Genomic DNA, 21,758 nt, shown 5'->3' on the forward strand with positions numbered 1-21,758 from the left:
TGTCAGCGAGCAAAACCCCGGACGGGCTTACTCGACACCGTTTTCGTTACCGGCCGGAGCCTCGGCGAACGAGACTGCAGGCGCGGAACTGGAAAGAGTCTCCAGTTCCGTGGCGGTCAAACCGCCTTGGCGACGACGCGATGCGTGGTACGCCAGGCCCGTGCCTGCCGGAATAAGACGTCCGACGATAACATTTTCCTTCAGGCCACGCAAGGTATCTCGCGTGCCACGAACCGCCGCCTCGGTAAGGACGCGGGTGGTTTCCTGGAACGATGCGGCCGAGATGAACGACTCGGTCGCGAGCGACGCCTTGGTGATGCCCAGCAGGATCGACTGGTATTCGGCCGGACGCTCGCCCTTGGCGATCGCGCGCTCATTCTCGCCGTTGATTCGCACGCGCTCGATCTGCTCGCCACGCAGGTAATGGCTGTCGCCCGGCTCGACGATCTCGACCTTGCGCAGCATCTGGCGAATGATCGCCTCGATGTGCTTGTCGTTGATCTTCACGCCCTGCAGGCGATACACGTCCTGGATTTCCTTGACCAGGTACGAGGCCAGCGGCTCCACGCCCAGCAGGCGCAGGATGTCATGCGGGCTCGGCTCGCCGTCGACGACGGTTTCGCCCTTCTCCACATGCTCGCCTTCGAACACGATGACCTGGCGCCACTTCGGAATCAGCTCCTCGTGCTCGTTGCCGTCGACGTCCTTGATGACCAGGCGCTGCTTGCCCTTGGTGTCCTTGCCGAAGCTGATGATGCCGGAGCGCTCGGCCAGGATCGCCGGCTCCTTCGGCTTGCGCGCCTCGAACAGGTCGGCCACGCGCGGCAGACCGCCGGTGATGTCGCGAGTCTTCGAGCTTTCCTGCGGGATACGGGCAACCACGTCGCCCACGCCCACTTCGGCGCCGTTCTGGATCGACACGATCGCACCGGCCGGCAGGAAGTACTGTGCGGCGATGTCGGTGCCCGGCAGCTTCAGCTCGCGGCCCTTGGCGTCTTCCAGGCGCACGATCGGACGCAGGTCCTTCGCCTGCGCGCCGCGGCGCTTCGGATCGGTGACCACCGCCGATTCCAGGCCGGTCAGTTCGTCGGTCTGGCTCTGCACGGTGACGCCATCGAGGAAGTCGATGAAGCGCACCACGCCGGCCACCTCGGTGACGATCGGATGGGTATGCGGATCCCAGTTCGCCACGGTCTGGCCCGGCTTGACCGGCGCACCGTCCTTGACCGCGATGGTGGCGCCGTACGGCACCTTGTAACGCTCGCGCTCGCGGCCGCTGGAGTCGATCACGCTCAGTTCGCCCGAACGCGACACCGCGACCAAGTGACCCTGCTTGTGCTGCACCGACTTCAGATTGTTGTACTTCAGCGAGCCGGTGGTCTTCACCGTCACGTTGTCCACCGCCGCCGCACGCGAAGCCGCACCACCGATGTGGAACGTACGCATGGTGAGCTGGGTACCCGGCTCGCCGATCGACTGCGCGGCGACCACGCCCACGGCCTCACCCATGTTGACCAGATGGCCACGGGCCAGATCGCGGCCGTAGCACAGCTTGCACACGCCATGCGCGGCTTCGCAGGTGATCGGCGAACGCACCTTGATGATCTGCACGCCGGCCTTGTCGAGCTTCTCGACCAGGGCCTCGTTGAGCAGAGTGTCGCGCGTCACGATCGGCAGGTCGTCGTCGCCGGGGGCGTAGACGTCCTCGACCACCACGCGGCCCAGCACGCGCTCGCGCAACGGCTCGACCACGTCGCCGCCTTCGACGATCGGCTGCATGATGATGCCGTCCTCGGTGCCGCAGTCGTCCATGGTGATGACCACGTCCTGCGCCACGTCGACCAGGCGGCGGGTCAGGTAACCGGAGTTCGCGGTCTTCAACGCAGTATCCGCCAGGCCCTTGCGGGCGCCGTGGGTCGAGTTGAAGTACTGCAGCACGTTCAGGCCTTCGCGGAAGTTGGCCTTGATCGGGGTCTCGATGATCGAGCCGTCCGGACGCGCCATCAGGCCGCGCATGCCGGCCAGCTGACGGATCTGCGCCACCGAACCGCGCGCGCCGGAGTCGGCCATGATGTACAGCGAGTTCATCGACTTCTGGTTGACCGCCTTGCCGTCGGCGTCGATGACCTTCTCGGTACCGATGCCGTCGATCATCGCCTTGGCCACCAGCTCGCTGGTGCGCGACCAGATGTCGACCACCTTGTTGTAGCGCTCGCCGGCGGTGACCAGGCCCGACTGGTACTGCTGCTGGATCTCGACGACTTCCTTCTCGGCTTCGTCAAGAATGGTCTTCTTCTCGGCCGGGATCAGCATGTCGTCGATGCCGATCGAGATGCCCGCGCGGGTCGCGAAACGATAGCCGGTGTACATCAGCTTGTCGGCGAACACCACGGTTTCCTTCAGTCCCAGCAGACGGTAGCTGGAGTTGATCAGGCGCGAGATGTTCTTCTTGGTCAACTCGGTGTTGGCCAGCACGAAGGGCAGGCCCTCGGGCAGGATCTCGGCCAGCAGCGCACGACCCACCGTGGTCTCGACCAGCTTCGTCTCGCTGGTGCGGGTGCCGTCCTCGGCCAGATGCACCTGCTTCAGGCGCACCTTGACCTTGGCGTGCAGCTCGACCGCGCGGTTGTCATAGGCGCGACGCGCCTCGGCGATGCCGGAGAACACCATGCCGGTGCCCTTGACGTTGATCAGCTCGCGGGTCATGTAGTACAGGCCCAGCACCACGTCCTGGGTCGGCACGATGATCGGCTCGCCGTTGGCGGGGCTGAGGATGTTGTTGGACGACATCATCAGCGTGCGCGCTTCCAGCTGCGCCTCGATCGACAGCGGCACATGGACGGCCATCTGGTCGCCGTCGAAGTCGGCGTTGAACGCGGTACACACGAGCGGATGCAGCTGGATCGCCTTGCCTTCGATCAGCTTGGGTTCGAACGCCTGGATACCGAGGCGGTGCAGCGTCGGCGCACGGTTCAGCAGCACCGGATGCTCGCGGATCACCTCTTCGAGGATGTCCCACACCTGGCCTTCCTCGCGTTCGACCAGCTTCTTCGCCGCCTTGATGGTGGTGGCTTCGCCACGCGCCTGCAGCTTGGCGAAGATGAACGGTTTGAACAGCTCCAGCGCCATCTTCTTGGGCAGGCCGCACTGGTGCAGACGCAGGGTCGGACCGACCACGATCACCGAGCGACCGGAGTAGTCCACGCGCTTGCCGAGCAGGTTCTGGCGGAAGCGGCCCTGCTTGCCCTTGATCATGTCGGCGAGCGACTTCAGCGCGCGCTTGTTGGTACCGGTGATGGCACGGCCGCGACGGCCGTTGTCGAGCAGCGCGTCGACCGATTCCTGCAGCATGCGCTTCTCGTTGCGCACGATGATGTCCGGCGCATTGAGCTCGAGCAGCCGCTTCAGGCGGTTGTTGCGGTTGATGACGCGACGGTACAGGTCATTCAGATCGGAAGTGGCGAAGCGGCCACCGTCCAGCGGCACCAGCGGGCGCAGGTCCGGCGGCAGCACGGGAAGAACGGTCAGCACCATCCACTCCGGCTTGTTGCCGGATTCCAGGAACGCCTCGATCAGCTTCACGCGCTTGGTCAGCCGCTTCAGCTTGGTCTCGGAATTGGTGGAGGCGATCTCTTCCTTCAGGCGGATGACTTCGCCCGGCAGGTCGAGCGACTTCAGCAGGTGGAACACCGCCTCGGCGCCCATCCGCGCGTCGAACTCGTCGCCGTGTTCTTCGGTCGCTTCCAGGTACTGGTCTTCGCTGAGCAGCTGGCCGCGCTCGAGCGCGGTCATGCCCGGATCGATCACCACGAAGGCCTCGAAGTACAGGATGCGCTCGATGTCGCGCAGGGTCATGTCCAGCATCAGGCCGATGCGCGAGGGCAGCGACTTGAGGAACCAGATGTGCGCGGTCGGGCTGGCCAGCTCGATGTGGCCCATGCGCTCGCGGCGCACCTTGGCCAGGGTGACCTCGGTACCGCACTTCTCGCAGACCACGCCGCGATGCTTCATGCGCTTGTACTTGCCGCACAGGCACTCGTAGTCCTTCACCGGTCCGAAGATCGCGGCGCAGAACAGGCCGTCACGCTCCGGCTTGAAGGTGCGGTAGTTGATGGTTTCCGGCTTCTTCACTTCGCCGTACGACCACGAGCGGATCAGCTCCGGCGACGCGAGCGCGATCTTGATCGCGTCGAAATCCGGCGTCGCGCGCTGCTGGTTGAACAGATTGAGCAGGTCTTTCATTCGAAATCTCCGGTGACTGCGCGGATCACTTGATCTCTTCCAGATCGATGTCGATGGCGAGCGAGCGGATTTCCTTCACCAGCACGTTGAAGGACTCCGGCATGCCCGCGGACATTTCGTGGTTGCCGTCGACAATGTTCTTGTACATCTGGTTGCGGCCCTGCACGTCGTCGGACTTCACCGTCAGCATTTCCTGCAGGGTGTAGGCCGCGCCGTAGGCTTCCAGCGCCCACACTTCCATCTCGCCGAAGCGCTGGCCGCCGAACTGCGCCTTGCCGCCCAGCGGCTGCTGGGTGACCAGCGAGTACGGACCGGTGGAGCGCGCATGCATCTTGTCGTCGACCAGGTGGTTGAGCTTCAGGTAATGCATGTAGCCGACGGTGACCGGGCGATCGAACGCCTCGCCGGTGCGGCCATCGTACAGCGTGGTCTGGCCCGACTCGGGCAGATCCGCCAGCCTCAGCATCGCCTTGATCTCGGTCTCTTCCGCACCGTCGAACACCGGCGTCGCCATCGGCACGCCTTCCTGCAGGTTGCTGGCGAGCGCGAAGATTTCCTTGTCGGTGAGCGACTTCAGATCGACGTGCTGCACCGCGCCGGCGACGTGGTTGTTGTAGATCTGGTCGAGGAACTCGCGGATCTTGGCCACCTTCTCCTGCGCTTCGAGCATCTTCTGGATCTTCTTGCCCAGGCCCTTGGCGGCCCAGCCCAGATGCACTTCCAGGATCTGCCCGATGTTCATGCGCGACGGCACGCCCAGCGGATTCAGCACGATGTCGACCGGCACGCCGTCGGCGGAGTACGGCATGTCCTCCACCGGCACCACGTTCGACACCACGCCCTTGTTGCCGTGGCGGCCGGCCATCTTGTCGCCCGGCTGGATGCGGCGCTTCACGGCCAGGAACACCTTGACCATCTTCAGCACGCCCGGTGCCAGGTCGTCGCCCTGGGTGATCTTGCCCTGCTTCTCCTTGAAGCGCTTGTCGAACTCCTCCTTGTGGCGCTTGACCTGATCGGCCGCGCGCTCGAGGAACTCGGTGACTTCCTCGTCCTTGACGTTGATCTTGAACCAGTCGTCCTTCTTCAGGCCGTCCAGATAAGCATCCGTGATTTCGGCGCCGCGCTTCAGGCCGCCCGGACCGCTCATCGCGGACTTGCCGACCAGCTGGGTACGCATGCGGCTGTAGATCGCGCCTTCGAGGATGCGGAACTGGTCGTCCAGATCCTTGCGGACCCGCTTGACCTCGGTTTCCTCGATCTGCTTGGCGCGCTTGTCCTTCTCGATACCGTCGCGGGTGAACACCTGCACGTCGATGACGGTGCCGTCCATGCCCGGCGGCACGCGCAAGGACGAGTCCTTCACGTCCGACGCCTTCTCGCCGAAGATCGCGCGCAGCAGCTTCTCTTCCGGGGTCAGTTGGCTCTCGCCCTTCGGCGTGACCTTGCCGACCATGATGTCGCCGGCCTTCACCTCGGCGCCGATATAGACGATGCCGCTCTCGTCCAGCCGCGCCAGCGCCTGCTCGCCCACGTTCGGGATGTCGGCGGTGATTTCCTCGGCGCCCAGCTTGGTGTCGCGCGCGATGCAGGACAGCTCCTCGATGTGGATCGAGGTGTAGCGGTCTTCCTGCACGACGCGCTCGGACAGCAGGATCGAGTCTTCGAAGTTGTAGCCGTTCCACGGCATGAACGCGATCAGCATGTTCTGGCCGAGCGCGAGCTCGCCCAGGTCGGTCGACGAACCGTCGGCCAGCGTGTCGCCCTTCGCCACCACGTCACCGACGTTCACCAGCGGGCGCTGGTTGAGGTTGGTGTTCTGGTTGGAGCGGGTGTACTTGGTCAGCGTGTAGATGTCGACGCCGGCGTCGTTGTCGCCGACCTCTTCCTCGTTCACGCGCACCACGATACGCGCCGCGTCGACCTGGTCGATCACGCCGCCGCGCTTGGCGCTGACGATGACGCCGGAGTCGCGCGCCACCGCGCGCTCGATGCCGGTACCCACCAGCGGAGTCTGCGAACGCAGCGTCGGTACGGCCTGGCGCTGCATGTTCGCGCCCATCAGGGCGCGGTTCGCGTCATCGTGCTCAAGGAACGGCACCAGTGCCGCCGCGACCGACACGGTCTGCATCGGCGAGACGTCCATGTAGTCGACCTCGGACGCCGGACGCAGCTCGGATTCGCCGCGGAAACGGCAGGACACGAAGTCCTCCAGGAACGCGCCGTGCTTGTCCAGCGGCGAGTTCGCCTGCGCGATCACGTGGTCGCCCTCCTCGATCGCCGACAGGTAGTCGACCTTGTCGGTGACCTTGCTGTTCGCCACCTTGCGGTAAGGCGTCTCGAGGAAGCCGTACGAGTTGGTGCGGGCGTACACGGCCAGCGAGTTGATCAGGCCGATGTTCGGGCCTTCCGGCGTTTCGATGGTGCAGACGCGGCCGTAATGGGTCGGGTGCACGTCGCGCACTTCGAAGCCGGCGCGTTCGCGGGTCAGGCCGCCCGGCCCGAGCGCGGAGACGCGGCGCTTGTGCGTCACTTCCGACAGCGGGTTGTTCTGGTCCATGAACTGGGACAGCTGCGAGGAGCCGAAGAACTCCTTCACCGCGGCCGCGACCGGCTTGGCGTTGATCAGGTCCTGCGGGGTCAGGCCATCGGCCTCGGCCAGCGACAGGCGCTCGCGCACCGCGCGCTCGACGCGCACCAGGCCGATGCGGAAGGTGTTCTCGGCCATCTCGCCGACCGAACGCACGCGACGGTTGCCCAGGTGGTCGATGTCGTCGACGGTGCCGTGGCCGTTCTTGATGTCGATCAGTACCTTCAGCACGTCGAGGATGTCGGAGCTTTCGCCCAGTTCCTTGACCATCGCCTGCGACGCGTCTTCCTTGCGCTCGCTGAAGTACTTGTGGTCGTACAGCACGCCCGGGCCGAGAATTTCCTTGCGGCCCACGCGGCGGTTGAACTTCATCCGGCCCACGCTCGACAGGTCGTAGCGGTCGAAGGTGAAGAACAGGTTGAAGAACAGGTTCTGCGCGGCATCCTTGGTCGGCGGCTCGCCCGGGCGCATCATGCGATAGATTTCCACCAGCGCCTCCAGCGGCGTCTTGGTGTTGTCGATGCGCAGGGTGTGCGAGATGTAGGCGCCGCGGTCGAGGTCGTTGACGTACAGCGTCGGCACGATCTCGATGCCGGCCTTGCGGAAGTTCTCCAGCTGCTCGGCGGTGATCTCGTCGTTCGCCGAGGCCAGCAGTTCGCCGGTCTTCGCGTCGACGATGTCGGTCGCCACGATGCGGCCGACCGGGTAGTCGTCCGGCACTTCCAGCGCGGTGATGTTCTCGGCCGCCAGCTGGCGCACGTGGCGCGCGGTGATGCGCTTGCCGGCCTCCACCAGCACCTTGCCGCCGATCGCCAGGTCGAAGCTCAGCGTCTCGCCGCGCAGGCGCTCGGCGACCAGCTCCAGCGTGGTGCCGCCCTTCTTGCCCAGGTGGAACACGTTGTGCTCGAAGAAGATGCCCAGCATCTCCTCGTTGCTGTAGCCGAGCGCGCGCAGCAGCACCGTCACCGGCAGCTTGCGGCGGCGGTCGATGCGGGTGAACAGCGCGTCCTTCGGGTCGAACTCGAAGTCCAGCCAGGAACCGCGGTAGGGGATCACGCGGGCCGAGAACAGCAGCTTGCCCGAGCTGTGCGTCTTGCCGCGGTCGTGGTCGAAGAACACGCCCGGCGAACGATGCAGCTGCGAGACGATCACGCGCTCGGTACCGTTGATGATGAAGGTGCCGGTGTCGGTCATGAGCGGAATCTCGCCCATGTAGACCTCCTGCTCCTTGATGTACTTGACCACCTTCTTCGAGGCCGGGCTGTCCTTGTCGTAGATGACCAGGCGCACGGTGGTGCGCAGCGGCGCGCCGTAGGTCATGCCGCGGTTGCGGCACTCGCGCTCGTCGAAGGCCGGCTCGCCGAGGCGGTAGTCGACGTATTCAAGCGCTGCATTGCCCGAATAGCTGGAGATCGGGAACACCGACTTCAACGCGGCATGCAAACCCTTCTCGCCGCGCTGTTTCGGCGCGACGTGCTCCTGCAGGAACTCCCGGTAGGAATCAGTCTGGATGGTCAGCAGGTTCGGCACGCCCAGTACGGGCGGACGCTTGCCAAAGTCCTTGCGGATGCGTTTCTTCTCGGTAAACGAGTAGGCCATGATCGGTAGCGCCTCGGTTCGCAGTGACGCCGGTGGTGCACACACCGGCTGAATGAAAAAGACTTTCTTTGCCGGATGGCCAAGGCCATCCGGCCAGGGATTTGGGAATCGAGAATAGGGAATCGGTCAAGGCCCGAAGGCCGGTGCTGCTGACGATTCCCTATTCTCCATTCCCCATTCCCACCAAAAGCAGGCAAAGCCCGGGGGCTCGCGCCCCCAGGCTTGCTTGACGCTAGATCAAACTGACGACGCGCAAGGGCGCCGATTACTTCAGTTCGACCGTGGCGCCGGCAGCTTCGAGTTCCTTCTTGAACTTCTCGGCATCTTCCTTCGACACGCCTTCCTTCAGGACGCCACCGGCCTCGGTGAGGTCCTTGGCTTCCTTCAGGCCCAGGCCGGTGATCGCGCGGACAGCCTTGATCACGTCGACCTTCTTGGCGCCGGCGGTCTTCAGGACGACGTCGAACTCGGTCTGCGCTTCGGCAACCGGGGCAGCAGCGGCCGGGCCGGCCACGGCAACCGGGGCAGCGGCGGTCACGCCAAACTTCTCTTCGATGGCCTTCACCAGGTCCATCACTTCCATGAGCGACTTGGCGGCGACGGCTTCAACGATCTGTTCGTTGGTCAGGGACATTTGATTTACCTCTGGAATTGATTCGATTCGGTTTGTGAGACGTTGAACTTAGGCGGGTTCGGCTTCGACCGGGGCTTCGGCGGCGACTTCGCCACCACCCTGCTTGTCGGCCACGGCCTTGACGACGCGGGCGAACATCGTGGCCGGTTCGGCCAGCACGCGGGCCAGCATGGCCAGCGCCTGTTCGCGGGTCGGCAACGCGGCCAGCACGTCGACGTGCGCAGCCGGCAGCAGCTTGCCTTCCACCGAGACGATTTTCGCCTTCAGCTTGTCGTTGCCCTTGGCGAATTCCTTGATCAGACGCCCGGCAGCGCCGGGTTCTTCCGTCGAGAATGCGTACAGCAGCGGACCGACCAGGGCGTCCTTGACGACCTCGAATTCGGTACCGGCCACGGCGCGCGACGCCAGCGTGTTCTTGACAACCCTCAAGTACACGCCGGATTCGCGGGCCTTCTTGCGCATCGCGGTCATCTGTTCGACCGTGGTGCCCGCATACTCGGCAGCGACCAGGGAGTGAGCCTTCGCGGCAACTTCTGCCAGTTCGGCGACTACTTCTTGCTTCTGAGACAGATTGAGAGCCATTGCACTCCTCCAAATGAACTCCGCTTACGGCTCCTGCCGCTTGCGGTCCTGGGCGACGCCATCCGTGACGTCGGGGACGCGGTGGTCCCGGGTGTTGGCCTTTCCAGAAGTCGAACGATTCCAGAAGGGGCAGCACCATCTGCGCAGGCCGGATTTGCGAGAAACCCGATTAAGCGATCCCGCTGGCGGCGACGGCGATTCCCTGCCTTGCACGAGCTCCCTGCCCGTCGTCGTCGCGCGCTGAACGCGCCTGCGGTCTTTGACAGCGGCCCCGACCTTCATGCGAAGAACCGGGGCTACCCTCAAAAACTGCCCGCATCGACAAAGCGTCGAGCGGGGCTTGAGTCTTACTTCGCGGAGATGGCCAGCGACGAGGTATCGACGGCAACGCCGACGCCCATCGTGCTGGACAACGCCACCTTCTGCAGGAACTGGCCCTTCGCCGTGGCCGGCTTGGCCTTCAGCAGGTCGGCGATCAGTGCGTTGAGGTTGTCCGCCAGCTGGGCGGCCTCGAAGCTGGCCTTGCCGATGGTGGCGTGGATGATGCCCGCCTTGTCGTTGCGGAACTTCACCTGGCCGGCCTTGGCGTTCTTGACCGCGGTGGCGACGTCGGCGGTGACCGAACCGTCCTTCGGGTTCGGCATCAGGCCGCGCGGGCCGAGCAACTGGCCCAGCTTGCCGACCACGCGCATCGCGTCCGGCGTGGCGATCACGCGGCCGAAGTCGAGATCACCGGCCTGCATGCGCTCGGCCAGGTCGTCCATGCCGACGGCGTCGGCACCGGCGGCCTTGGCGGCTTCGGCCTTCTCGCCCGGCGGGCAGAACACGGCGACCTTGACGGTCTTGCCGGTGCCATGCGGCAGCAGCGAGGAGCCACGCACGCCCTGGTCCGACTTCTTCGCGTCGATGCCGAGGCGCACGGCCACGTCCACCGACTCGGCGAACTTCGCCTTGGCGTTGTCCTTGACGATCTTCAGGGCCTCTTCCAGGGCGTAGAACTTGCCCGGCTGCACCGCGGCCTGCGCGGCCTTCATACGCTTCGTGAGCTTTGCCATGTCTTAGCCCTCCACCGTCAGGCCCATGCTGCGGGCGCTACCGGCAATGGTGCGCACCGCGGCGTCAAGGTCGGCAGCCGTCAGGTCCGGCTCCTTCTGCTTCGCAATATCTTCCAGCTGCTTGCGGGTGACCTTGCCGACCTTGTCGGTATTCGGCTTCTGCGAGCCCTTGGCGACACCGGTGGCCTTCTTCAGAAGGATGGTGGCGGGCGGAGTCTTGGTGATGAAGGTGAAGCTGCGGTCGGAGTACGCGGTGATGATGGTCGGGATCGGCAGACCCGGCTCCAGCTTCTGCGTGGCGGCATTGAACGCCTTGCAGAATTCCATGATGTTCAGGCCGCGCTGACCGAGGGCGGGGCCCACCGGCGGCGACGGGTTGGCCTGGCCGGCCTTGACCTGCAGCTTGATGTAACCGACAACTTTCTTTGCCATTGGATTTTCCTCGCGAGTCCAGGCGCCTTGCGGCTCCTCGCTGTTCACCGTTCCATGGATGGAGGGAAGATCTGCCTCGTGCAGATCCAAAACGCGGACACGCCGGGCCAAAAAGACCCCGCGTGAACCGCGCAGTATAGAGATTTACTGGATCGTCAGCAAGCCCCGTGCCAAGGTCGCCGGATCGGTAGCCGGGTCGCCCCGGCCGAAATAGCCCGCTCAGGCCTTCTCGACCTGACCGAACTCCAGTTCCACGGGGGTCGAACGACCGAAGATCAACACCGCGACGCGCAGGCGGCTCTTCTCGTAGTTGACTTCCTCGACCACGCCGTTGAAATCGTTGAACGGGCCTTCGGTGACGCGCACCATCTCGCCCGGCTCGAACAGCACCTTGGGACGGGGCTTCTCGACGCCTTCGCGCACGCGGCTGAGGATCGCCTCGGCCTCGCTGTCGCGGATCGGCAGCGGGCGGTCGGCAGTGCCGCCGATGAAACCCATCACCTTCGGGGTTTCCTTGATCAGATGCCAGCATTCGTCGTCGATCCGGGGCGACTTGCCCTCGGTATTCGTCTCGATCTGCACCAGCACGTAGCCCGGGAAGAACTTGCGCTCGCTGCGGCGCTTCTGGCCGCCGCGCATCTCGATCACTTCCTCGGTCGGCACCAGCACTTCGCCGAACTTCTCCTCCATCGCGGCGCGCTTGATGCGCTCCTCGAGGGAACGCTTCACCTGGTTCTCGAAGCCCGAATAGGCGTGCACCACGTACCAACGCTTGCTCATGCTCACCTCAGCCACCCAGCTTCAGCAGCCAGTCGAGAATGACCGACTTCAGGATCAGGTCGATCAGACCCAGCAGCAGCGACAGGACGATCACCACCACGATGATGATGCCGGTCGTCTTGATCGTCTCGTCACGGGTCGGCCAGACCACCTTGCGCATTTCGAACTGCGACTCGGCGATGAAGTTCCGCACCCGCCGGCCCAGCGCGGTGAACGCGGCGATCGCCAGCGCAACCACCATCGCGGCCAGCACGCCCAGCAGGCGTACCGACGAGGAAATGCTGCCGTCCCGGCCGAACCAGGAATAGGCGAAGATACCGCCAGCCAGCACCAGACCCGCCAGTACCAGCTTGCCGATGTCGGCGGCGTTCGTGCCCTTGGACTGTTCTGCCTTGGTATTCATGCACTAGTGACCGGGTGTCAGCAGCATGCCGTGCCTTGCGGCCGACCTTGCCATCGTCACCCGTCTCGATCCTCGGGGAAGTGGCACGCCAGGAGGGACTTGAACCCCCAACCTGCGGTTTTGGAGACCGCTGCTCTGCCAATTGAGCTACTGGCGTATGAACGGGAATCGGGATTCGAGATTCGGGATTCGTGAAAAGCGAAACGGCGTGAAGCTTGCCCTTTCGAATCCCGAATCCCGAATCCCGAATCCCGCTATATATTACTTGATGACCTTGGCCACCACACCGGCGCCGACGGTACGGCCGCCTTCGCGGATGGCGAAACGCAGGCCTTCGTCCATCGCGATCGGGTGAATCAGGCTCACCACCATCTTCACGTTGTCGCCCGGCATCACCATCTCCACGCCTTCCGGCAGGGTCACGGCGCCCGTCACGTCCGTCGTGCGGAAGTAGAACTGCGGGCGGTAGCCCTTGAAGAACGGCGTATGACGGCCACCCTCGTCCTTCGACAGCACATACACCTCGGCCTCGAAGTCCGTATGCGGGGTGATCGTGCCCGGCTTGGCCAGCACCTGGCCGCGCTCCACGTCGTCACGCTTCAGGCCGCGCAGCAGCAGACCGGCGTTGTCGCCCGCCTGGCCCTGGTCCAGCAGCTTGCGGAACATCTCCACGCCGGTGACGGTCGTCTTCTGCGTGTCGCGGATGCCGACCACTTCGATTTCGTCGCCCACCTTGATGATGCCGCGCTCGATACGGCCGGTCACCACCGTGCCGCGGCCCGAGATCGAGAACACGTCTTCCACCGGCATCAGGAACGGCTTGTCGATCGCGCGCACCGGCTCCGGAATGTAGCTGTCCAGCGCGTCCACCAGCTTGATGATCGCCGGCACGCCGATCTCGCTCTGATCCCCTTCCAGCGCCTTCAGCGCCGAACCGTGGATGATCGGCGTGTCGTCGCCCGGGAAGTCGTACTTGCTCAGCAGCTCGCGCACTTCCATCTCGACCAGCTCGAGCAGCTCGGCGTCGTCGACCATGTCCGCCTTGTTCAGGAACACCACGATGTACGGCACGCCCACCTGGCGCGACAGCAGAATGTGCTCGCGCGTCTGCGGCATCGGGCCATCCGCGGCCGAGCACACCAGGATCGCGCCGTCCATCTGCGCCGCACCCGTGATCATGTTCTTCACATAGTCCGCATGGCCCGGGCAGTCCACGTGCGCGTAGTGGCGGATCGGCGACTCGTATTCCACGTGCGCCGTCGAGATCGTGATGCCGCGAGCCTTCTCTTCCGGCGCCGCGTCGATCGCGCTGTAATCCTTGAACTCGCCACCGAAGCGCTCCGCTCCGACCTTCGTCAGCGCCGCCGTCAGCGTCGTCTTGCCGTGATCCACGTGACCAATCGTGCCGACGTTGACATGCGGCTTGGTGCGTTCGAATTTACCCTTTGCCATGCGCGCTAAACCCCGATGGAGTCAATGAATTGAAGGAACCCGCCCGTTTCGGGGCTGGCCATGACGGCCGAATGATGTGGTGCTCATGACAGGAATCGAACCTGTGACCTCTTCCTTACCAAGGAAGTGCTCTACCGACTGAGCTACATGAGCAAAGTTTTAGCCATCCTCCATGATGGCAAAGAACAAACCGGCATCCATGCTGGACAATTCAAAAAAGCGTCGATCCTAGGTGGCAACCGCTTCGATCGGCAGCGCTTGGCAGTTGCAGGGCAATGGAGCGGAAGGCGGGAATCGAACCCGCGTAATCAGTTTGGAAAACTGATGTTCTACCATTGAACTACTCCCGCCCTGTGCGGAACTCTATGCCGGCCGCGCCACTTGCGCGTCGCGTGGTACCACTTGCCACACTGGCGGAGGGAGGTGGATTACTCCGGGCATCCCGCCCTCCGCCCCTCCGGGGCCGCGCCGCTTTCGCGTCGCGTTCAAAATCGCTCCTGCGATCTTGTACTCGTCTCGTCCCGAGACTCGCCCAATGCGCTACTCGCATCGGGCCAGGCTTCGGCTGTTCAAGATCGCTCCTGGCGATCTTGTCGAACCGCGGCGGCGGATCTCACCCACCTCCACGGCCCTGCATGTCGGATCTCTACAAACTTGACTACCGATGGCACTCAAGCTGGTGGAGGGAGGTGGATTCGAACCACCGAAGGCGTAAGCCAGCAGATTTACAGTCTGCCCCCGTTGGCCGCTTGGGTATCCCTCCAACAAAGAACGCGTATTGTGTGGATCAGGCCCCGAACTGTCAACACCTTGCGGCGCCGATTCCACCCGCGGCAGCGATTATTCCGCGGACATGTCAGTCCAGCGAAGCCGCGTGCAGATCGACCAGTTGCTCCATGCCCTTGGACAACTCCAGCAGCTGTTTCGCCTGCGCCTGCAGCCGGCGCTCGCCGTCGTCGCGCGGCTCCCAGTGCGGCACCGGGGTGGGCTTGCCGTCCGGGCTGTCCAGCGCCACGAACACCATCACGCAACTGGTCGCCAGACGCTGTTCGTCCTTGCGCAAGTCGCGGGCCATCACGTCCACCGCCATGTGCATGCTGCTGGTGCCTGTGTGGATCAGGCGCGCCCGCACCGTGACCAGGTCGCCGATCAGGATCGGCGCCACGAACTGTATCCCGCTGACCGAGGCGGTGACGCAATACGCCCCGCTCCAGCCCACCGCGCAGGCATAACCGGCCTGGTCGATCCACTTCATCGCCATGCCGCCGTGCACCTTGCCGCCGAAGTTGACATCGGTGGGCTGGGCGAGGAAGCGGAACGTCACTTCGTGCTGCTTTCCGGACATGGGGCTGGCATCTCGCGGGCGGAATCGGAAACCGGGATTATGCCCGACTGCATGCATTTCCCCGCACCAGGGCACAGTTTGCCGGCTTGCGGCCCGCCCTGCTTCATGGCTAGATGCCAAAAGGGAACGGGGGGAGTCAGCATTGGCCTTGCGCAGCATTGCATCACGGACGGCGCTGTGGGTCCTGATCGGCTCCACCCTGGTGCTGGCAGCCATGGGCGCCTTGTTGCTCAACCTCACCCGCACGCAGATCCTCGAACACACCCACCATGAGGCAGCCGCCCTGGCGGCCCATGCCGGCAGCCAGATCCAGGCAAGGATCGACCGTGTCGCAGTTTCCGCACGGATGCTTGCGGCGATCATCGACACCCGCCAGGACGACGCCGAACCGCTGCTGCGCGACACCCTGGCCGCCAACCCGGACATGGACGGGCTGGCTGCGGTGTTCAGGCCCTCGCCAAACCCGGCCGACGCCCCGCCGTATTCGCCGTTCGTGAGCCGGCTGGACAACGGCAGCCTGACCAGCCGCGACCTCTCGCGCGACGCCAGCCCCTACTGGAACAGCAACTGGTTCCTCGGCGGACTCGGCTGCGGCAACGGCTGCTGGCAGCGAGCGTTCTTTTCGCAGTCCCGGCACCGCCAGCTGATCAATTATTCCGTGGCGATCAGTCGCGACGGGCACCCGGCCGGCATCATCAACGCCGACGTCACGCTCGACTGGCTGCACCAGATACTCGGCAGCCTGGCCAAGCCCGAGGGCGCCTATGCCTTCGTGCTGGACAGCGACGGCAATTACCTGGCGCACGACAACCCGGACCTCGTGGGCAAGCGTGGCGCGGCCGCCCTGCTCGGCGCCCTGGCCAGCGACCAGCCCGAATCGAAGCGCTTGCCGGTGGCGCAAAACCCGCGCGTGCACGGAGCGGTCTGGGTGTATTCCGCCCCGATCGAAGGTACCCGTTGGCGGCTTGGCCTGGTGGTTCCGGAATACCAGATCTATGCCGGGGTAAGGCGCATCTTCGTGCTGAGCCTGGCCCTGGGTCTGCTGGCCCTGCTGGGCGTCGCGCTGATCACGCTGCTGACCATCCGCCGCACGATGGCGCCGCTGGGGGTGCTCGCCGACCGCGCCGAGCACGTCGCCCGCGGCGAACTGGATTTCGAGCTGCCGCCGCCGCGCCGCCCCGACGAGGTGGGGCGCCTCACCCAGTCCTTCGACCAGATGCGCCGCGAACTGGCCCTGCACCTGGAGAACCTTGCCCGGGTCGCACGGGAAAAGCAGCGGCTGGCCAGCGAACTGGAGATCGCCCACCAGATCCAGATCGGCCTGCTGCCGAGCGAACACTATCTCGACGCCGTCTGCGCCTACTTCGAGCTGCATGCGGCGCTGCGCCCGGCCCGGGCGGTCGGCGGCGATCTCTACAGCTACTTCATGCTCGACCCGCAGCGCTTCTTCGTGATGGTCGGCGACGTCTCCGACAAGGGCATTCCGGCCGCCCTGTTCATGGCGCAGACGATCACCCTGGCCAAGGCGCTGGCGCCCCGCGCACAGACGCCGCAGAACCTGCTGCGATTGCTCAACCTCGAGCTTTGCCGTGGCAACGACAGCTGCATGTTCGTCACCCTGCTGTGCGGCCTGCTGGACACCGGCAACGGCAGCCTGGTGCTGGCCAGCGCCGGACACGAGCCGCCGATCCTGTGCGGCCGCGGCGCGCCGCAACTGCTGGACTTCCCCACCGGCGCGGTGCTCGGCCTGTACGAGGACTCCGACTACCCGGAACACCGCCTGCGCCTGCGCCAGGGCGAAACCCTGCTGATGTATACCGACGGCATCACCGAGGCCAGCGACCACGAGCAACAGATGTACGGCATCGAACGCACCGTGCAAAGCCTCGCCCAGGTGCCGCCGACGGCCCCCACCGCCGGCTACATCGAACGGCTGCTGGGCGACGTGGACCGTTTCGTGGCGGAAGCCGCGCAGGCCGACGACATCACCGTGCTGGCGCTGACCTGGCATGGCGCCACGGCACCGGGCACCGAGATATGCATCGGCAACCAGCTGGCCGACGTGTTCGGTGCGCTCGACCGCTGCGAGAACCTGCTGCAGGAGGCCGACGTGCCGGCCGCGTTGCGCAGCGACATGCGCCTGGTGCTGGAGGAGCTGATGGTCAACACGGTCGAATATGGCTATCCCGACGGACGCCCCGGCCAGATCCGCATCCTGCTGCAGCCCCAGCCGGATGCCGTCGCGATCGAGTTGATCGACGATGGCGTCGCCTTCGACCCGCTGCAGTCGGCCACTCCGGATCTCACCGGCGACCTCGCCGACCGTGAACAGGTCGGCGGTCTCGGCATCCATCTCGCGCGCACCATGGCCAGCGAAATGCGCTATACACGGGATGCCGACGGCAACCACCTGCTGCTTCGCTTCACCTACCCGAACCTGGATGGATCTCCGCCATGACGCTCAGCCTGCACCATGAATTCTCCGCGCCCGATCGTGTCGTCGTGCAGGTGGGCGGCCGCCTCGACGCGATGACCTTCGGCGAACTCGATGAAGCCATGCTGGCCCTGCTGCCCCGGCTCGGCGACGGCGGCACCGTGGTGGTCGACCTGGCCGGGCTGGAATACGTCAGCAGCGCCGGACTGCGCAGTTTCGCCCGGATCCGCAAGAGCATGCGCGCCCGCAACGGCCACACCCTGCTGCTGAACCCGCAGCCGCAGGTGCGCAAGGTGTTCGACATCGTCAAGGCCGTGCCGGTGAACGAGGTCTTCACCAGCACGCAGGAGCTCGACGCCTACCTCGACCGCATGCAGCGGCAGGTCACCGAAGGCGACGACGACGCCTGAGCGGCACGCCGTCAGCGTGCCGGCGCGGGCAACGCCAGCGGATCGCCGCTGTAGATCGCCACGTGCGGCACGCCGTCCGCGCCGATCCAGCCGCGATACATGCCTTCGGTATTGAACGGCATCGACACGCTGCCGTCCGCGCCCAGGACGATCGCGCCGCCATCGCCACCCATCTGCGGGATCTCGTCGTTGATCACCGCCTGCCCGGCCTGCTGCGCGGATTCGCCGAGCATCGCCATGCGCAGGCAGATCTCGCGCGCGGCGGAAACCCGGATGTAGAACTCGCCCCAACCCGTGCCCGACACCGCGCAAGCGGCGTTCGCATAGGTGCCGGCACCGACGATCGGCGAATCGCCGACGCGGCCGTAGCGCTTGTCGGTCATGCCGCCGGTCGAGGTCGCCGCGGCGAGGCGGCCTTCGCTGTCGCGCGCCACCGCGCCGACCGTGCCGAAGTGCTTCAGCGCCGCCAGTCGCGCCGTCAGCTTCTCGCCTGCGGCGTCTTCCTTCAGCGCCTTCTGCAGATCCTGCCAGCGCTTCTCGGTACGGAAATACGCGGGATCGACCAGCTTGACGCCCTGCTCGGCGGCGAACTGCTCCGCGCCGCCGCCGACCATCATCACATGCGGCGAATGCTCCATTACGGCGCGTGCCAGCAGCACCGGATTGCGCACCCGATGCACGCCCGCCACGGCGCCGGCGGCCAGCGTCGAGCCGTCCATGATCGACGCGTCCAGCTCGTTCCTGCCGTCGTGAGTGAACACCGCGCCCTTGCCGGCGTTGAACAGCGGATCGTCCTCCAGCACGGCGATCGCTGCGGTGACCCCATCCAACGCGGGCTTGCCTGCCTTCAGCTGCGCGTAGCCGTTGCGCAGCGCCCGTTCCAGCGCGGCGCGCGCGGCAACTTCGATCTGCGGCGTCATCTGCGCACGCTCCACCCCGGCGCCGCCATGGATCACCAGCAGCGGCGGCACCTCGCCATGCAGGTCCAGCTTGCCGCCGCGCACATCGGCCATCGTCTCGAACGCCGGCCGCTGCACGCTGAGGTCGCGCATGTCGATCCGGCTTTGCGTGCCGATGCCGGTCACCCGCACGCCGCGGTAGTCCAGCGGCTTGCCCGCTTCGACCCGCTCTGGTTGGCCCTGCGGGCGCAGCAGCCAGGCGAAGCCGTTGTTCAACGTGAACACCCGGCCGATACCGTTGCCATCGACGGCCAGCACCGTCCCTTCATCCACGCCCAGCCCGACCACGTCCGGATGGCCCTGGTGCCGCAAGCGGGCGACGAACGCGACCAGCCGGCCCTGCCGCGCGCGCGCGTCGAAGTGGGTGTCGGTGATCACCTGCTGCATGCGCGGCATGTGCAGGAAACCGTCGACCAGGGTGACGCCCTTGCCCAGCGGGTCGGCCAGCGCTTCGGGCGACGTGATGCTGCCGCCGTCCATCGCGCCGTAGGCATGGCCGCCGAGGATCGCCAGCCCAGCGCTGCTGCCGCCGATCGGTTTGCCCTCGGCGACGTGCCGGTCCAGCAGCGCATTCAGCGGCGTGCCCTTCCAGAACCGCACGTAGTTGGCCTGGTCGCCGCCGGCGATGAAGATGCCGTCGGCCTTCCGCACGATCTCCAGCACCCGCGGATCGCTGGCCGCCGCGCGGCTGTGGAACACCAGCGTCTGCACCGAGGCCACGCCGCCGACGTCGTGGTACAGCTCCTTCTGCAGGTCGTCGTCGCCGGACGCGCGCAGGATCAGGAAATGACCGTGCCCGCTCTTCGCCGCCAGCCAGGCGAACGCCTGGTGCGGCCACCCGCCGCCGCCCATCAGCAGCAGCGCCGGCTCGGTGGCGCTGGGCCGGACCGCCTCGAGGTCGCCGATCCGGTAGTACTCGTAGCCGTCGCGCGCGGCGGCGGGGTCCGCCGCCCTCGCCGGCGCGTTCGCGCCGATCAGCGCAAGGCCCAGGGCCAGCAGGCACAAAGTGGCCGGGCGCAGGAAGCCGGGCAGTCGCTTGGTCGGAAACATGGGTTCGGTCCCCCGGACGCGGATGGCAGGAGGCGCTGCAAAAACGCGGCGCGCTCAAGGCCGAGACGAACCGGCGCGGCATTTCCCCCATGGCTGTATTTCCGCCGCGGTTTGACGCTAAGGTCGCCGTGTGGACGACTCCCTCAACAACTGGTTTGCCCGCGAAATCCTCGCGCACGAAGGCGCGCTGATGCGCTATCTGCTGCGCAGCTGGTTCCGACGCGAGGAGATCCACGACCTGCGCCAGGAAATCTACGTGCGCATCTACGAGGCCGCGGCGAAGGCCCGACCGGCGATGCCGAAGTCCTTCCTGTTCACCACCGCGCGCCACCTGATGACCGACCGCCTGCGCCGCGGCCGCGTCGTCTCGATCGAGGCCGTAGGTGATATGGACGCGCTGAACGTCTTGGTAGACGAAGTCTCGCCGGAACGGCGGATGGGCGCGCGGCAGGAGCTGAAACGCCTGACCGATGCGTTCGACCGCCTGCCCGACCGCTGCCGCGAAGTGGTCTGGCTGCGCCGGGTCGAGGAGCTGTCGCAGAAGCAGGTGGCGGCGCGCATGGGCATCAGCGAAAAGACCGTGGAGAAGCAGGTCGCCAAGGGCGCGCGGCTGATCGCGGAGTATTTCTACGGCGGCAGCCACGCGCGCCGCCCGGCCCACGACGACGCGACGGATACCGCATACGGGAATGGACATGGCCAGCAGCAGGGAGATTGAACACGCCGCCGCCGCCTGGCTCGCCAGGCGCGACGCCGGCGGCTGGAGCGAGCGCGACCAGCGACAGCTGGATGCGTGGCTGGACGCGTCCGTGGCCCACCGCGTCGCCTTCGTCCGGCTCGACGCGGCATGGCGGCAGAGCGACCGGCTGAAGGCGCTGGGCGCGGGCGTGCCCGCGGGCGTGGTGCCGGCGCGCGGTAGTTGGACGCCCTCGCCGTTCGGCACCGCCGACGACCATGCGGACGAGCCGCACCACCCGCGCCCCGTGCATGCCCACGCGCCGTGGCGCACCACCCACCGGCACCGGGGGAAACGCCACTCCCTGCTGCACCATCTCGCCACCGCCGCGATGCTGGCGCTGCTGGTGTCGCTGGCGCTGGTCTGGCGCCACTACACCGCGGTAGAGCAGGCGTCCTACCGCACGGCGATCGGCGACCTGCAGGAAGTGCCGCTGGCCGACGGCTCCACCGCCACCTTGAGCAGCGACAGCCGCATCCTGGTCACTCTGTCGCACGGCGAGCGCCACGTCGACCTGCAGCAGGGCGAGGCATTCTTCGTGGTGGCCAAGGACCTCGCACGGCCGTTCGTGGTCAGCACCGGCGATCGTCGGGTGACGGCCGTCGGCACCCGCTTCTCCGTGCGCCGCGATGCGGCCGACCTGCGCGTGGTGGTGACCCAGGGCCTGGTGCGGCTGGAATCGGACCGCCTGCCGGGCGGTCATCGCCAGCCCACCACCCTGCTGCCCGCCGGCAGCGTGGCGCTGGCCAGCGACACCGGCGTGGTGGTGCACTCCGGCTCGGTGCAGCAGGCCGAGGAATACCTGAGCTGGCGCAGCGGCTTCGTCAACTTCCACGACACCCCGCTGGCCGCTGCCGCCGCCGAGTTCAACCGCTACAACGCCCGCAAGATCGTGATCGGCGATGCCAGCGTCGGCGCCATGCGGGTGGGCGGCAACTTCCGCTGGTCCAACACCGACGCCTTCGTGCGGCTGCTGGCACAGGGCTTCCCGATCAAGGCCCGCCGGCAGGGCGACAGCATCGTGCTGACCCGGCGCTGACGCAAATACGCGGCGGCCG

15 protein-coding genes, 4 tRNA genes and 1 pseudogene are annotated in these 21,758 nt (G+C 66.0%); 4 read left to right on the forward strand and 16 right to left on the reverse strand.

Annotated features, from left to right (window positions below):
• Positions 1–27: 27 nt before the first annotated feature.
• The 14 genes from rpoC to KK131_RS04295 all read right to left on the reverse strand — a co-directional run bounded on the left by rpoC (position 28) and on the right by KK131_RS04295 (position 15,111).
• Positions 28–4,242 carry a DNA-directed RNA polymerase subunit beta' gene (gene rpoC, locus KK131_RS04230; RefSeq protein WP_214555453.1) on the reverse strand — a complete coding sequence of 1,405 codons (4,215 nt, stop codon included), beginning with the start codon at positions 4,240–4,242 and terminating at the stop codon, positions 28–30.
• 25 nt (positions 4,243–4,267) lie between these two features.
• Positions 4,268–8,428, reverse strand: coding sequence for a DNA-directed RNA polymerase subunit beta (gene rpoB / locus KK131_RS04235; protein ID WP_214555454.1), 4,161 nt, complete (start codon positions 8,426–8,428; stop codon positions 4,268–4,270).
• 265 nt (positions 8,429–8,693) lie between these two features.
• Positions 8,694–9,062, reverse strand: a complete 369-nt coding sequence (gene rplL / locus KK131_RS04240) for a 50S ribosomal protein L7/L12 (protein WP_214555455.1) — start codon at positions 9,060–9,062, stop codon at positions 8,694–8,696.
• Positions 9,063–9,110: 48 nt separating this feature from the next.
• Positions 9,111–9,644 (reverse strand): 50S ribosomal protein L10, encoded by a 534-nt coding sequence (gene rplJ, locus KK131_RS04245; RefSeq protein ID WP_214555456.1) that lies wholly within the window; start codon positions 9,642–9,644, stop codon positions 9,111–9,113.
• A 347-nt stretch (positions 9,645–9,991) separates the two neighbouring features.
• Entirely contained in the window at positions 9,992–10,699 is a 708-nt protein-coding gene (gene rplA / locus KK131_RS04250; protein WP_214555457.1) for a 50S ribosomal protein L1, read from the reverse strand.
• 3 nt (positions 10,700–10,702) lie between these two features.
• Complete coding sequence (rplK, locus tag KK131_RS04255; RefSeq protein WP_007514532.1) at positions 10,703–11,131, reverse strand: 50S ribosomal protein L11; 429 nt, start codon at positions 11,129–11,131, stop codon at positions 10,703–10,705.
• Positions 11,132–11,350: 219 nt separating this feature from the next.
• Complete coding sequence (nusG, locus tag KK131_RS04260; RefSeq protein WP_214555458.1) at positions 11,351–11,911, reverse strand: transcription termination/antitermination protein NusG; 561 nt, start codon at positions 11,909–11,911, stop codon at positions 11,351–11,353.
• Positions 11,912–11,918: 7 nt separating this feature from the next.
• Positions 11,919–12,314: a preprotein translocase subunit SecE gene (gene secE / locus KK131_RS04265; protein WP_214555459.1), complete on the reverse strand. Its 396-nt coding sequence runs from the start codon at positions 12,312–12,314 to the stop codon at positions 11,919–11,921.
• Positions 12,315–12,395: 81 nt separating this feature from the next.
• Positions 12,396–12,471 (reverse strand) — tRNA-Trp (locus tag KK131_RS04270).
• A gap of 104 nt (positions 12,472–12,575) precedes the next feature.
• On the reverse strand, positions 12,576–13,766 hold the full coding sequence (gene tuf / locus KK131_RS04275) for an elongation factor Tu (RefSeq protein ID WP_214555451.1): 1,191 nt from the start codon (positions 13,764–13,766) through the stop codon (positions 12,576–12,578).
• A gap of 77 nt (positions 13,767–13,843) precedes the next feature.
• Positions 13,844–13,919 (reverse strand) — tRNA-Thr (locus KK131_RS04280).
• Positions 13,920–14,042: 123 nt separating this feature from the next.
• Positions 14,043–14,116, reverse strand: a tRNA-Gly gene (locus tag KK131_RS04285).
• 327 nt (positions 14,117–14,443) lie between these two features.
• Positions 14,444–14,529: transfer RNA gene (locus KK131_RS04290), tRNA-Tyr, on the reverse strand.
• A gap of 93 nt (positions 14,530–14,622) precedes the next feature.
• Positions 14,623–15,111 (reverse strand): acyl-CoA thioesterase, encoded by a 489-nt coding sequence (locus KK131_RS04295; protein ID WP_214555460.1) that lies wholly within the window; start codon positions 15,109–15,111, stop codon positions 14,623–14,625.
• Between the two features lie 148 nt (positions 15,112–15,259).
• On the opposite strand from KK131_RS04295, the gene KK131_RS04300 reads away from it, so the two are divergent.
• Both KK131_RS04300 and KK131_RS04305 read left to right on the forward strand, forming a co-directional pair.
• The gene (locus tag KK131_RS04300) at positions 15,260–17,569 is read left to right on the forward strand and encodes a SpoIIE family protein phosphatase (protein WP_250887063.1); all 2,310 of its coding nucleotides are present in this window, start codon (positions 15,260–15,262) and stop codon (positions 17,567–17,569) included.
• Entirely contained in the window at positions 17,566–17,955 is a 390-nt protein-coding gene (locus KK131_RS04305) for an STAS domain-containing protein (RefSeq protein WP_214555462.1), read from the forward strand. Before KK131_RS04300 ends, KK131_RS04305 begins: the two co-directional genes overlap by 4 nt.
• 11 nt (positions 17,956–17,966) lie before the next feature.
• Here the strand turns inward: KK131_RS04305 and KK131_RS17615 are convergent, their stop codons facing one another.
• Both KK131_RS17615 and KK131_RS17620 read right to left on the reverse strand, forming a co-directional pair.
• Positions 17,967–18,968, reverse strand: coding sequence for an isoaspartyl peptidase/L-asparaginase (locus KK131_RS17615; RefSeq protein ID WP_250887125.1), 1,002 nt, complete (start codon positions 18,966–18,968; stop codon positions 17,967–17,969).
• Between the two features lie 189 nt (positions 18,969–19,157).
• Positions 19,158–19,964, reverse strand: a pseudogene (locus tag KK131_RS17620) (cyanophycinase); the annotation flags it as partial.
• 130 nt (positions 19,965–20,094) lie between these two features.
• Here KK131_RS17620 and KK131_RS04315 point away from each other — a divergent pair.
• Positions 20,095–20,682 carry a sigma-70 family RNA polymerase sigma factor gene (locus tag KK131_RS04315; protein WP_214555464.1) on the forward strand — a complete coding sequence of 196 codons (588 nt, stop codon included), beginning with the start codon at positions 20,095–20,097 and terminating at the stop codon, positions 20,680–20,682.
• Positions 20,660–21,739: a FecR domain-containing protein gene (locus KK131_RS04320; RefSeq protein WP_214555465.1), complete on the forward strand. Its 1,080-nt coding sequence runs from the start codon at positions 20,660–20,662 to the stop codon at positions 21,737–21,739. Before KK131_RS04315 ends, KK131_RS04320 begins: the two co-directional genes overlap by 23 nt.
• Positions 21,740–21,758 lie beyond the last annotated feature (19 nt).

Source organism: Rhodanobacter sp. LX-99, from assembly GCF_018599185.1.
In the GTDB taxonomy this organism is placed as follows: domain Bacteria; phylum Pseudomonadota; class Gammaproteobacteria; order Xanthomonadales; family Rhodanobacteraceae; genus Rhodanobacter.

Bases quoted from the DNA above. Each gene is read 5' to 3' on its own strand.
- rpoC (WP_214555453.1), bottom strand. From the start codon at position 4,242: ATGAAAGACCTGCTCAATCTGTTCAACCAGCAGCGCGCGACGCCGGAT.
- rpoB (WP_214555454.1), bottom strand. From the start codon at position 8,428: ATGGCCTACTCGTTTACCGAGAAGAAACGCATCCGCAAGGACTTTGGC.
- rplL (WP_214555455.1), bottom strand. From the start codon at position 9,062: ATGTCCCTGACCAACGAACAGATCGTTGAAGCCGTCGCCGCCAAGTCG.
- rplJ (WP_214555456.1), bottom strand. From the start codon at position 9,644: ATGGCTCTCAATCTGTCTCAGAAGCAAGAAGTAGTCGCCGAACTGGCA.
- rplA (WP_214555457.1), bottom strand. From the start codon at position 10,699: ATGGCAAAGCTCACGAAGCGTATGAAGGCCGCGCAGGCCGCGGTGCAG.
- rplK (WP_007514532.1), bottom strand. From the start codon at position 11,131: ATGGCAAAGAAAGTTGTCGGTTACATCAAGCTGCAGGTCAAGGCCGGC.
- nusG (WP_214555458.1), bottom strand. From the start codon at position 11,911: ATGAGCAAGCGTTGGTACGTGGTGCACGCCTATTCGGGCTTCGAGAAC.
- secE (WP_214555459.1), bottom strand. From the start codon at position 12,314: ATGAATACCAAGGCAGAACAGTCCAAGGGCACGAACGCCGCCGACATC.
- tuf (WP_214555451.1), bottom strand. From the start codon at position 13,766: ATGGCAAAGGGTAAATTCGAACGCACCAAGCCGCATGTCAACGTCGGC.
- KK131_RS04295 (WP_214555460.1), bottom strand. From the start codon at position 15,111: ATGTCCGGAAAGCAGCACGAAGTGACGTTCCGCTTCCTCGCCCAGCCC.
- KK131_RS04305 (WP_214555462.1), top strand. From the start codon at position 17,566: ATGACGCTCAGCCTGCACCATGAATTCTCCGCGCCCGATCGTGTCGTC.
- KK131_RS17615 (WP_250887125.1), bottom strand. From the start codon at position 18,968: ATGGCCGATGTGCGCGGCGGCAAGCTGGACCTGCATGGCGAGGTGCCG.
- KK131_RS04320 (WP_214555465.1), top strand. From the start codon at position 20,660: ATGGCCAGCAGCAGGGAGATTGAACACGCCGCCGCCGCCTGGCTCGCC.